A 12170-nucleotide genomic window follows, 5' to 3' on the forward strand; every position below is an offset into this window, starting at 1 on the left:
GGGGATAAGAGGAGCTCATATAATATGACTCTTATTTATTATTTTATCATTCTGAATTTTCTTAGTAAACAAAATGCATTTTATTATGAAAAGACTTAATCATAATTTTATATCAGAAAAGGCTACCGAATTTTCGATAGCCTTTCATCAATTACATGAACTCTGCTACAAGCTCATCAAACATTTTTTGGTCCATTTGCAGATCAGCATGAACTAATGGTTTTTCACTATAACCTTTTACAAGCTCTTGGTAAGAAGGTTGTTCCTTATTTTGATAAATTAAACCTGTTACTAGACCTTTGTTTTCCATTAATGTTTGCATAGCAAGCATACGATTAGATGGATCATATCCTTCTACTTCGCTAAGTCTTGTTAAGTTCTCTTTGAACCAATCGTACGTGTTTACCTTGTTATATGTTACACATGGACTAAATACGTTGATGAGAGAGAACCCTTTATGTTGAATACCAGCCTCAATTAGCTGTGTTAATTCTTTTAAATCACTAGAGAAACTTTGTGCTACGAACGTTGCTCCAGCAGTTAATGCCATTTCCATTACAGATAACGCTGGCTCAATCGATCCTTGCGGCGTACTTTTCGTTTTAAAGCCTGCTTCACTACGTGGTGAAGTTTGGCCTTTCGTTAAACCGTAAATTTGGTTATCCATAACGATGTACGTAATATCAATATTACGACGAATAGAATGAATTGTATGTCCCATCCCGATCGCAAAGCCGTCACCGTCACCACCAGATGCGATAACTGTTAAATCACGATTTGCCATTTTTACACCTTGTGCAATTGGAAGGGCACGTCCATGAATACTATGAACACCGTAAGAGTTAATATAACCAGAGATACGACCTGAGCAACCGATACCAGAAATAACCGCTAATTCATCAGGATTCAAACCTACATTTGCAGCAGCACGCTGAATTGCTGCTTGTACTGAGAAGTCACCGCAACCTGGACACCAGTTTGGTTTTACACTATTACGAAAGTCCTTAAATGTTGCCATTTAAAACAACCCCTTTTTTGCATTCGTTGTAAATTTCTTTTGGCAAGAATGGGTTTCCGTCATATTTCAGCAGACTAGAAATTTTCTCCCCATAGCCAAGATTCATCTTCATAATATTAGCAAGCTGTCCAGTTGCATTGTTTTCTACAACGACAACACGTTTTGCATCCTTCACAAGCGGCAGCATTTCAGCTGTTGGGAACGGATGAACTAAACGAACATGAGCATGATTTACTTTTAATCCGTCTTGCTCTAAGCGTTCCATCGCTTCTTCAATTGCACCACGAGTTGAGTTAAAGCCTACTAATAATACATCAGCGTCATCATATTTTGCATTTTTGTATACAGGGGTATTAAACTTAATATTCTCCATTTTGCGGAAACGTTTGTCCATTTGTGCACTGCGGTTAAGTGCTGACTCAGATGGTTTACCTGTTTCATCGTGCTCTACACCTGTTACATGGTGAATACCATTTTTCATACCAGGTACAACACGTGGTGAAATACCATCTTCTGTTACTTCATAACGTTTGAAGTATGCTTTATTTTCACGCTCTGGTAACTCAGCATGTAAATCCAGTTTACCGCGGCGAATTTCAACTTTTTCTAATTGAAGCGGTTCTACTGTTTGTTTTCCTAAAGAAAGTTGTAAATCTGTTAAGAAGATAACAGGAACTTGATATTCTTCAGATAAGTTAAATGCTTCGGCAATATCATAAAATGCCTCTTCAGCAGTACTTGGTGCCATAACAATTTTCGGAATCTCACCATGCGTTCCGTAAATCATTGCCATTAAATCAGATTGTTCTTGTTTTGTTGGTAACCCCGTACTTGGTCCACCACGTTGTGTATCAACGATTACAAGAGGTGTTTCTGTAATTCCAGATAATCCAATTGCTTCCATCATGAGAGATAAACCAGGACCTGCTGAAGCCGTTAATGTACGTACACCAGCATAGTTTGCACCGATCGCCATCGTACAAGCAGCGATTTCATCCTCAGTTTGAATAACCGTTCCTCCTACTTTCGGAAGCTTCTTAATTAAGTATTCCATAATCTCAGAAGCAGGTGTAATTGGATAAGCAGACATAAAACGAGCACCGCCAGCTACCGCACCAAATGCGATTGCATCATTCCCAATCATAAACATACGTTTTTTTCCATCTGCTTTTTCAAGTTGCATCATATTTACTTTTTGGCCGAGCAATTCTTTCATATATTGAGAGCCGCGTTGAATTGCTTCCATGTTCTTCTGAACAACTTGCTCTCCTTTACGACCGAAAATTTCATCTACAACTTCTAAATACACTTTTTCATCTAGTCCTAATACCGCACTAGATGCTCCAACCGCAACCATGTTTTTCATTAAAGATGTACCAAGCTCAGAAGCAATATCCGTAAATGGAATTGCATATAAAGTTACATCTGTTCCCTCTGGAATGCTCGGATTGAACTTTGCATCTGCAACAACAATTCCACCAGGACGTAGTTCGTGGAAGTTAAAATCAATTGTTTCTTGATCAAATGCGATTAAAATATCTAAATCATCTGATATCGCGCGTACTTCTGTTGTACTTACGCGAATTTTATTGTTTGTATGACCACCTTTAATTCGTGATGAGAAATGGCGATAACCATATAAATAATAACCTAGTCGGTTTAATGCAATACAGAAGATTTCTCCTGTACTTTCAATTCCTTCACCTTGTTGGCCTCCAACTTTCCATGAAAGTTGACTAATCATTTCCTACACCCCTTTAACTGCATACATTGTAGTGTATTTTTTTACAGTACTAGTTTAGCACTTTTTAGAACAAGAAACTACAATGGACACAAATTATACCTCTTCTGATTTCAACGAATGCTTTGCATAATCTTAATTCGTTTACAATTCTAGCTCTACCACAGTAAAAATGCAACAATTTGATACAATTTTATTACTTATTTTTTCAAATTTCATAATTTTCTAATTTATCATTCCTCTTTTATAACAATACCTTAGAATGGAATATGGTGTATAAAATTACGATATATGAAATTATTGACTTGCTCTTCTTTATATCGCTTTAACAGTTCATTTATGACATATTCATAATGCTCATACCTTTCCACATGTACGACTGTTTCCGTGATTCCATCAAAATCTGATCCGAATCCAACATTCCTCTCACCGCCAAGCATACATACATGCTCTAGGTGCCTTAATATATCATCTATACAAACAGACTTGTTTGCAGCTAAAAACATTGGGACGAATGTTATCCCAATCATTCCGTCTTTTTGAATTAATGCTCTTATTTGTTCATTCGTTACATTTCTGGGATGCGCACATAACTCATAGCTATTTGAATGCGACGCAATAGGATAATCAGCAAGTTCCATCACATCCCAAAACCCTTTCTCGGACAGATGAGAAACATCTGTCCATATCTTGTAACGATTTAAATCTTCCACTACTTTTTCTCCAAACAGTGTTAAACCGCCACCTCGAGATTCTAACGCTCCATCAGCAACTAAATTCGCGTAGTTCCAGGTAAGTCCAACAGAGCGAACACCAAGATTATACAACGTTTGTAGCTTCATTAATTCTTTCCCAATTGCATCGCACCCTTCTAAAGTTAAAAGGGCTCCTATATCATTTTTTCCTAATTGTTGAATATCCTCTCTTGTCCGAATCCATTTTATATTCGGCAGTGCCAAAATTTGTTCATGAAATATATTCGCCATCTCTAATGCAACTGCAAATCGCTGCCCATATGGAATTTCTTCTGGTACATAAATTGCAAAACATTGAATACTACCACCCTTTTGTTTTAACTGATCGTATGTAATATGTAAAAAAGAATCATTTTGAAAAGTTCGCTTTCCTTTCCCGAGCCATAACTGCCACAATACATCACAATGCGCATCAAAAATTTTCATTGTTCTTCATCCTTTCTTCTTAAAATATCCTTATTTACTATTGTATTGTTACAGTGGAAGCGAAGATCTTCTTGCAGAAGATGATAATTCCATCAGCGGTAAAATTCATCTCTCCTCTGAATCTTAAATTGAGGGATAAAAATGACCTGTTTGCAAATGCAAACAGGTCATCCAATTTAACGAGGCTCTACAATTAATTTAATTGCTGTACGTTCTTCACCATCAATCATAATATCTGTGAAAGCTGGGATACATATCAAATCCACACCACTCGGCGCCACAAATCCTCTCGCAATTGCTACTGCCTTTACGGCTTGATTCAATGCACCTGCACCAATTGCTTGCATTTCTGCTGAGCCACGCTCACGAATGACTCCAGCAAGTGCACCAGCTACAGAGTTAGGTACCGAAGTTGCTTTAACTTTTAATATTTCCATTGCTCGTTTCCTCCTCGTTTCTTTAAAAAATATTAGCGATTGAATTCACTTTTAACTTATATTCACGAGCAATGATTCATATTCCTGCTAAAAATTCGTAATTTTTCTAAAAAATTAAAATATATTTTCTTTTCTAATTTTTTTGTGTTTTATTCAAAAAATGGTTGATCATCATTAATTAAAATACGATCAATTTTTTTAGCTTTTCCTGTATTAGGATCTACATCAATTAGCACGGCACTTAACTGCGTTCTTCCATTCGTTACTTCAAATCGTACTGGAAGGTTTGTTAAAAATTTCTTCAGCACTGCTTCACGATCCATTCCTAAAATTCCATCATATGGACCTGTCATACCAACATCTGTAATATAAGCTGTTCCATCTGGTAAAATACGGTTATCTGCTGTTGGAACGTGCGTGTGCGTTCCAACAACTGCTGTAGCACGTCCATCTACATACCATCCAAGCGCTTGCTTTTCACTCGTTGTTTCCGCATGAAAGTCAATAAAAATAATGTTCGTACGTTTTTTTGCGATTTTAATCAATTCGTCCACTTTTCGGAATGGACAATCAATTGGCGGAAGGAATGTGCGGCCTTGTAAATTAATGATCGCTACTTCTTTACCATTACAGTTCACAAAAATAAGTCCTTTTCCTGGCGTTCCTTCTGGGAAATTTGCTGGTCTTGCAAGATACTTTGCATCATCAATAAATTCAAAAATTTCACGGTTATCCCACGCATGGTTTCCAAGTGTAACTGCTTGTGCACCGCATTCTAAAAAGTTTCGATAAATTTTCTCTGTAATTCCACGTCCACCTGCAGCATTTTCTCCATTAATAATCGTAACTGTAGGTGTATATTTTTTCTTTAACGCAGGCACGTAATCTTGAATCATCTTTCTTCCTGGCGAGCCTACTACATCCCCAACAAATAAAATTCTCATTGTTTTTACCCTTTCCATCTATACATTCTTCGCAGTTTATTCTCATAAACTACAACCTTCACTTATAAAAAATACGGATTTTCTCACATTTTCCGATTTCGTGAATCATTTCCGATTCTACAAGCTTTTCTATATTGTGTCCATTCTCAGCACAAAAAAATAAAGTGGTGCAACACCACCACTTTATTTTGCATATTCAACTGCACGAGTTTCACGAATAACGGTAACTTTAATATGTCCCGGATAATCCAGTTCATTTTCAATGCGTTTTCGAATATCACGTGCTAAACGATGAGCCTCTAAGTCATCAATTGTATCTGGTTTCACTAAGATACGAACTTCACGTCCAGCTTGGATTGCATAAGATTTCTCAACACCTTCATAAGACTCAGAAATCTCTTCAAGCTTTTCAAGACGACGAATGTAATTTTCAAGTGTCTCACTTCGCGCTCCAGGTCTTGCTGCTGACAGCGCATCTGCTGCTGCCACAAGAACTGCGATAATTGAAGTCGGTTCTGTATCTCCATGGTGAGATGCAATACTATTGATAACAACTGGATGCTCTTTATATTTTGTCGCAAGCTCGACACCAATCTCAACGTGGCTACCTTCAACCTCATGGTCAATTGCCTTTCCGATGTCATGCAATAAACCAGCACGACGAGCCAGTTTTTCGTCTTCACCAAGTTCAGCTGCCATTAGACCAGCTAAGTAAGCAACCTCCATAGAGTGTTTTAAGACGTTTTGACCGTAGCTTGTTCTAAATTTCAAACGACCTAAAATCTTAATTAAGTCTGGGTGTAAGCCATGTACACCTACTTCAAAAGTCGTTTGTTCTCCAACTTCACGAATATACTCATCCACTTCTCGTCTTGATTTTTCAACCATTTCTTCAATACGAGCCGGGTGAATACGTCCATCTTGTACAAGTTTATCCAAAGCAATACGAGCAGTTTCACGACGAATCGGGTCAAAACCTGATAGAATTACCGCTTCTGGCGTATCATCAATAATTAAATCAATACCCGTTAATGTTTCTAGCGTACGAATATTACGTCCTTCACGTCCGATAATACGACCCTTCATTTCGTCATTTGGAAGATTTACAACTGAAACCGTTGTTTCGGCAACGTGATCAGCAGCACATCTTTGCATAGCTAAAGATAAGATCTCTTTCGCTTTCTTATCCGCTTCTTCTTTTGCACGTACTTCAGTTTCTTTTACCATAACAGCGATTTCATGCGAAATTTCATTTTCTACTTTTTCTAAGATAATAGCTCTTGCTTGCTCACGTGTTAGGTTAGAAATACGCTCTAATTCATCTTGCTGTTTTTGTACTAACTCTCCCACTTTGCTTTCCAAATCTTCAATCTGCTGTTGTCTTGCTACAAGAGAGTCCTCTTTCTTTTCTAATAACTGCTGACTTTTCTCAAGCGATTCATCTTTTCGATCAAGGTTCTCTTCTTTTTGCATTAAACGATTTTCTTGTTTTTGTAACTCGCTTCTTCGGTCACGAATTTCTAATTCCGCTTCTGTACGAAGTGTATGAATTTCATCCTTTGCTTCTAATAGCGCTTCTTTTTTCAGTGCTTCTGCTTGACGATTTGCATCTTCTACAATGCGCTTCGCTTCATTGGTCGCACCGTTAATCTTCGCTTCTGCAATGGACTTTCGAACAAAAAACCCAACAACTGCACTGACGATGGCCAGCAAAATGGAGATGAGTATCCAAAATTCATTACTCATTATTTCACCTCCTCTTGCTATGAATGAAAAAAGACTGCATGGATGTACATTGTTTGCACCTGCAACGTACAGCGATGACCGTCGTCCCGCCTTTTCAAGGGACTTTCTTCATTTCACAATTAAACTAGACATATGCTTATTTCGGAAAGTATACGTCCTCTCCGAATGTTACTTCTCTTCTTGAGAAGAGTGTGTCGTATATAATATAAGAAAAAATATACATTATCATTGTATCTACCGCTATTTTCATTGTCAAGCATTGTCTACCTTTACTTTCTTTACCTACAATCAAGTGAAACTTCCATTAGTGAGGTTTCTTTATCTCCTCCACCGATTATTATATATATACAAGTTAAAAAAACGACATAAAAACCCTTTCTTTTTACCACGCATAGAAACGGTCAGGGCCTTTTCCTACCACATGCAATGTTTAAAACAAATGGAGAAAGCAAGTAGCAATCATGTTGTATTTTGCATAACAGCGACTTATAAAGAAAAGCGGAAGCGGCTCGCTCAGAACAAGAGGGGGATGGAGCTTCTGACATAGAGGCGCTTTTTGCCTCGGTGGAAGACGCGAAGCCACCGACTGTTCTAGCCGCTGGAGCTGGATCAAAAAGAAAAGCGGAGACGACTGTTTAGGAGGCAGAGCTAGACAAAGATATCGAAAAATTAAAATAGATTTATATAGTTGAACCAACCAGATCCATTTAAAATAGGATACTACTTTTCATAATTAGTGAGATAAAAAATAAAAGACACGAAACCGTGTCTTTTAATCATCAAGAAGAGTCTTATCTTCTCCGCTTCCAAGTGCTCCATCTTCACCAATACCATGATGTTCACGAATAAAGAATGCTATTTCATCTGTAATTTCTGGATTTTCTTTTAAAAATTGCTTCGCATTTTCACGCCCTTGTCCTAAGCGTTCCTCATTATAAGAATACCAAGCTCCGCTCTTTTGAACGATATCAAGTTCAGATGCCATATCTAAAATTTCGCCTTCTCTTGAAATTCCTTCTCCGTACATAATATCAACTTCTGCAACGCGGAAAGGAGGCGCTACTTTATTTTTTACTACTTTCACTTTTGTTTTATTACCAACAATATCGTTACCTTGCTTTAATTGCTCAGCACGACGTACTTCAAGACGCACTGTTGAATAGAATTTTAATGCACGTCCACCTGGAGTTGTTTCTGGCATAATTCTATAGATTTTCCATCTCTATAGCGCGGACTATCTCTTCATCTCTTTACAGAGAGCCTTGCACTTCCAGCAGGAGCCTATCTTCTGCCGTACCCTACTCAGTTAACTTTAAAAGCCCTTTTCGGTAGTCTCTACACCTTCTTCATATGAGTCTGAAGCTTGGCACGGTATTACCCTATTATTTGGAGGGCTTCACCGTTAGCAGCTATATAGCTACACCCTTAGGCAATAAGGTTCACAAGGTTTTTTGAACATGCTATCACTAGCAAGGGAAACCCATAGTAAACTCCTTAATCTATAAAGATTAAGCAACCATTTGTTGATTTCCAAACATTACCCCAACTTTTTCACGAATTTGGTTAATGAAAATTGCGATTGTTTTTGACTTGTTAATCGCACCAGATAATTTACGAAGAGCTTGTGACATTAAACGCGCTTGTAAGCCGACATGAGAGTCACCCATTTCTCCTTCAATCTCTGCTTTTGGAACAAGTGCCGCTACAGAGTCAATAACGATAATATCAATTGCACCGCTTCGTACTAATGCTTCCGCAATTTCTAGTCCCTGTTCTCCTGTATCTGGTTGAGATAATAATAATTCATCAATGTTAACACCTAGTTTTTGTGCATATACAGGATCCATTGCATGTTCTGCATCAATAAATGCCGCTTGTCCGCCTTGACGCTGTACCTCTGCAATCGCATGTAAGGAAACTGTTGTTTTACCTGAACTTTCAGGTCCATAAATTTCAATAATACGGCCTCGTGGATAGCCACCAACTCCAAGGGCAACATCAAGTGCCAATGAACCACTTGGTACAGTAGAAATCCTACGTTCCGCTTGCTCTCCTAGTTTCATAATAGAGCCTTTACCGAATTGTTTTTCTATTTGTTTTAACGCCATATCTAATGCCGCTTGACGATCACTCATTCAAAAATTCCTCCTTAACTTAAATGCTAATTTTATTATACATATTTTCTTCCCATTATGCCAACAAAAATCGAACGTTTATTCGTTTTTTTATTTCCAGTAGATGAAAACCTCTATTTTTCTATAGAAAATAACAGAAGCTAGAAGAGATTTATATCTCTTCTAGCTTCTTATACAGATGATAAAACCCATATTTTACAGTTCGTTCACGAATTTGCTGACGACTTCCACTTAATGTAAGGGGAATAACTACCGTCGGCTGTTCATCTATTGCTAAGCCGATAAACACTGTTCCTGGCTCTTTTCCTTCAGACATATCCGGCCCTGCTACTCCAGTAAAACTAATTCCGATATTGGCTTGCATCAGTTTTTTCACATTTTCAGCAAGATAACGGGCACAAGTTTCACTAACAGCTCCATCTGTTTGTAAAGTCTTTTCCGGAACATGTAAAACATGTTGTTTTACATCATTGCTATAACAAATTACGCCGCCTGTAAACAGAGAAGACACACCGGCAACCTCAGTAATACGATCACCAAATAAGCCACCTGTTAAACTTTCAGCACATGCAATCTTCAAACATTTTTGTTTGAGCAAAGCAATTGCTTTTTTATGAAGAAGATCTTGATTATATCCATAAAAAAATTGCCCTACTCTTTGTAAAATCAATTCTTCTACATGATTTATTAAAGATTCAGCTTCTTTTGCATCATGATGCTTTGCTGTCAAGCGAAGCGTTACTTCTCCTTCAGAAGCAAGGGGAGCAATGGTCGGATTCGTTTGAGCATCTATTAAATCTTGAATCGTTGCCTCTAATTGCGATTCTCCAATTCCAAAAAATCGAAGAGTGCGAGAATATAGATTCTCACCAGATGTAAAAGGAAGAAGCCAATTCTCTACATAACTTGTATACATTGGATTCATTTCTTTAGGTGGTCCTGGAAGTAAAATATACACCTTGTTATCTTTACATAATCCCATACCCGGAGCCATACCATGATCATTTGCAAACACAGTCGCCCCCCTTAAAACAAGAGCTTGTTTTTTATTATTTTCTGTAAACTCTCTTCCCGTTCTTTTATAATAATCAGCAATGGAATCGAGTGCTACTTCATCATATACAAGCTCTTCCTGCAAGGAAGAAGCAATTGTTTCTTTCGTTAAATCGTCTTTTGTCGGTCCTAAACCACCTGTAAAAATCAATATATCTGCACGTTTTTGAGCGATTTCAATTGCCTGGCGTAAGCGATTATTGTTATCCCCAACGACAGTGTGATAATATACATCGATTCCGATAGATGCCAGCTTTTCTGATAAAAATTTGGCATTCGTATTCGCAATTTGCCCAAGCAATAGCTCTGTACCAACCGCGATAATCTCTGCATTCATCTTCCATTCCCCCATAAGCCGTTATTTCGAATCCACAAAAACTCCTCTATTTTTCCAGAAATAATCCCATCCTGAAATAATCGTGAAAATAAGTGCAACCCATATTGAAATATCTGCAATTGGAATATGAATTAAATTAAATGGCACATCGTGAAGTAAGTAGGCAGAAATCGCAATAACTTGCATCCACATTTTAATTTTCCCAGGCATCTTCGCAGCAGCCACTTCCCCTGTACCAGCTAATACAAGACGCAAGCCTGTAACAGCAAATTCTCGGCTAATAATAACAACCGCCATCCAAGTCGCTACATAATGTAAATCTACAAGCGTAATTAATGCCGCAGATACCAATAATTTATCAGCCAAAGGATCTAAAAATTTCCCTAGATTCGTTACAAGATTATGTTTTCTTGCATAATGGCCATCAATCCAATCTGTCGCAGAAGCAATGATAAAAACAAGAGCTCCAGCTAAGTGCTGAATTGGTAATTCTACATCTCCAATTGTGCATACTCCCCAATCAAACGGAGCGAGCATAATAATTAAAAATATAGGAATTAAGCAAATTCTTGATACAGTAATTTTATTTGGTAAATTCACAGCTATTCCTCCATCATGTCAAAAAACGGTTTATGCATTGAAAAAAGTCATCGGAACGATGACTATTATTGTGCAGGTTGTTCTCCTAAGTTTTTAATCACTAAAATTTGATGACGCATTTCTTCTGCATTTTGTGGAAATTCAACAGGTTGACCGTTAATTTTAATTTCAACATTTGGCGCACTACCAATGTTTAAACGCACAACATGTTCTGGCGATAAATCTTGTTGTTGTGTTTGATCCTTATTTAAAGTACCTGTATAAAATTCTTTACCATCTTCGTTTTTAATATCTACATAGCTTGTACCTTTTGCAGTTATTTCTACTTTCAATTCTTTATTATGACGAAGTTCCAATGTAGATTCTTTCCCGTTCTTTTCAACAACTTTAATCTCTTGTTGAGCTGGATTTTGTTGTTGCCCAGCTTGTTGAGGTACTTCTTGTTTTTTCTCTTCTTTTTTCTCTTCTTTCTTTTCTTTCTTTTGATCAAGAGGAGAATTTTCCGCTTTTTCTACTTCTGTTTGTGCATTTTTCGCTTGTTTTACTTGACCATCGTCATTTTTACCTAATATAAATTGAAATACAAACCAAATTGCAACACCTACCGCAATAACAAGCAATGTAATTAAAATTTTAGGCATATGATCTGCAATTGATGCTGACGCTGCTCTTTGCACAGTTTCCTGCGCTTTTTGTCCCGTTGCAATTTGCGGAACACTCTGAGAAACCGACTGTGGTATCTCGTGCCTATATTCTTCTACTATTGCCTCTCCATTTAACCCAACTGCTTCTGCATATTGCTTTATAAAGGCACGCGCGTAAAAATCCCCAGGCAATATACCAAAGTTTCCTTCTTCAATACTAATCAAATAACGTTTTTGAATTTTTGTAATTTCCTGTAGCTGATCGATGGAAAGACCTTTCAATTCTCGTGCTTCTTTCAGCTTTTGTCCTAATTCTGTCAATGCTAACACCTCA

9 protein-coding genes and 2 pseudogenes are annotated in these 12170 nt (G+C 37.5%); all 11 read right to left on the reverse strand.

What is annotated here, in order from left to right; translation table 11 throughout:
- Positions 1-151: 151 nt before the first annotated feature.
- Positions 152-1018 carry a 2-oxoacid:ferredoxin oxidoreductase subunit beta gene (locus MR076_RS07845; protein ID WP_242219405.1) on the reverse strand — a complete coding sequence of 289 codons (867 nt, stop codon included), beginning with the start codon at positions 1016-1018 and terminating at the stop codon, positions 152-154.
- Positions 1005-2762: a 2-oxoacid:acceptor oxidoreductase subunit alpha gene (locus MR076_RS07850; RefSeq protein ID WP_242219407.1), complete on the reverse strand. Its 1758-nt coding sequence runs from the start codon at positions 2760-2762 to the stop codon at positions 1005-1007. Before MR076_RS07850 ends, MR076_RS07845 begins: the two co-directional genes overlap by 14 nt.
- 254 nt (positions 2763-3016) lie before the next feature.
- A complete protein-coding gene (locus MR076_RS07855) occupies positions 3017-3940 on the reverse strand; it encodes a dipeptidase (RefSeq protein ID WP_242219409.1) in 924 nt (307 codons plus the stop codon).
- 176 nt (positions 3941-4116) lie between these two features.
- Positions 4117-4377, reverse strand: coding sequence for a stage V sporulation protein SpoVS (gene spoVS / locus MR076_RS07860; RefSeq protein ID WP_020059065.1), 261 nt, complete (start codon positions 4375-4377; stop codon positions 4117-4119).
- 149 nt (positions 4378-4526) lie between these two features.
- Positions 4527-5321 carry a TIGR00282 family metallophosphoesterase gene (locus MR076_RS07865; protein ID WP_242219411.1) on the reverse strand — a complete coding sequence of 265 codons (795 nt, stop codon included), beginning with the start codon at positions 5319-5321 and terminating at the stop codon, positions 4527-4529.
- A 183-nt stretch (positions 5322-5504) separates the two neighbouring features.
- The gene (gene rny, locus MR076_RS07870; RefSeq protein WP_242219413.1) at positions 5505-7067 is read right to left on the reverse strand and encodes a ribonuclease Y; all 1563 of its coding nucleotides are present in this window, start codon (positions 7065-7067) and stop codon (positions 5505-5507) included.
- 772 nt (positions 7068-7839) lie between these two features.
- Positions 7840-8265 (reverse strand): annotated as a pseudogene (locus MR076_RS07875) (recombinase RecA family protein); the annotation flags it as partial.
- A 322-nt stretch (positions 8266-8587) separates the two neighbouring features.
- A pseudogene (recA, locus tag MR076_RS07880) lies at positions 8588-9202 on the reverse strand (recombinase RecA); the annotation flags it as partial.
- 151 nt (positions 9203-9353) lie between these two features.
- On the reverse strand, positions 9354-10592 hold the full coding sequence (locus MR076_RS07885) for a competence/damage-inducible protein A (RefSeq protein WP_242219415.1): 1239 nt from the start codon (positions 10590-10592) through the stop codon (positions 9354-9356).
- Positions 10593-10613: 21 nt separating this feature from the next.
- Complete coding sequence (gene pgsA / locus MR076_RS07890) at positions 10614-11192, reverse strand: CDP-diacylglycerol--glycerol-3-phosphate 3-phosphatidyltransferase (protein ID WP_242219417.1); 579 nt, start codon at positions 11190-11192, stop codon at positions 10614-10616.
- A 65-nt stretch (positions 11193-11257) separates the two neighbouring features.
- Positions 11258-12157, reverse strand: a complete 900-nt coding sequence (locus MR076_RS07895) for a helix-turn-helix domain-containing protein (protein ID WP_242219419.1) — start codon at positions 12155-12157, stop codon at positions 11258-11260.
- Positions 12158-12170 lie beyond the last annotated feature (13 nt).

This window comes from Bacillus cereus group sp. BfR-BA-01380, from assembly GCF_022663535.1.
Taxonomy (GTDB): Bacteria; Bacillota; Bacilli; order Bacillales; family Bacillaceae_G; genus Bacillus_A; species Bacillus_A cereus_BB.

Excerpts from the sequence above, each read along its gene's own strand:
- MR076_RS07845 (WP_242219405.1), bottom strand. The coding sequence starts at position 1,018 with ATGGCAACATTTAAGGACTTTCGTAATAGTGTAAAACCAAACTGGTGT.
- MR076_RS07850 (WP_242219407.1), bottom strand. The coding sequence starts at position 2,762 with ATGATTAGTCAACTTTCATGGAAAGTTGGAGGCCAACAAGGTGAAGGA.
- MR076_RS07855 (WP_242219409.1), bottom strand. The coding sequence starts at position 3,940 with ATGAAAATTTTTGATGCGCATTGTGATGTATTGTGGCAGTTATGGCTC.
- spoVS (WP_020059065.1), bottom strand. The coding sequence starts at position 4,377 with ATGGAAATATTAAAAGTTAAAGCAACTTCGGTACCTAACTCTGTAGCT.
- MR076_RS07865 (WP_242219411.1), bottom strand. The coding sequence starts at position 5,321 with ATGAGAATTTTATTTGTTGGGGATGTAGTAGGCTCGCCAGGAAGAAAG.
- rny (WP_242219413.1), bottom strand. The coding sequence starts at position 7,067 with ATGAGTAATGAATTTTGGATACTCATCTCCATTTTGCTGGCCATCGTC.
- MR076_RS07885 (WP_242219415.1), bottom strand. The coding sequence starts at position 10,592 with ATGAATGCAGAGATTATCGCGGTTGGTACAGAGCTATTGCTTGGGCAA.